Genomic DNA, 261 nt, shown 5'->3' on the forward strand with positions numbered 1-261 from the left:
GTTCGACATCGCCATCCGCCACGGCTGGCCGCTGTCGGTGGCCTTCATCGACCTGGACGACTTCAAGCGCGTCAACGACGGCCACGGCCACCTGGTCGGCGACGAGGTGCTGCGCAACTTCGCCCAGTCGCTGCAACGCCTGCTGCGCAGCAGCGACACCGTCGCCCGCTTCGGCGGCGAGGAATTCGTGGTGCTGCTGCGGGTCGAATCGCTGGCCGACCTGGAACTGGCGACCGAGCGCCTGCGCAAGGCCATCCGCGG

Annotated in this window: 1 protein-coding gene; it reads left to right on the forward strand. The window is 69.3% G+C overall.

The window, feature by feature from the left end; all coding sequences use genetic code 11:
• A partial coding sequence (locus SB775_RS30855; protein WP_410865070.1) for a GGDEF domain-containing protein occupies window positions 1-261 on the forward strand: 261 nt, incomplete at both ends.

This window comes from Peribacillus sp. SIMBA_075, assembly GCF_046534585.1.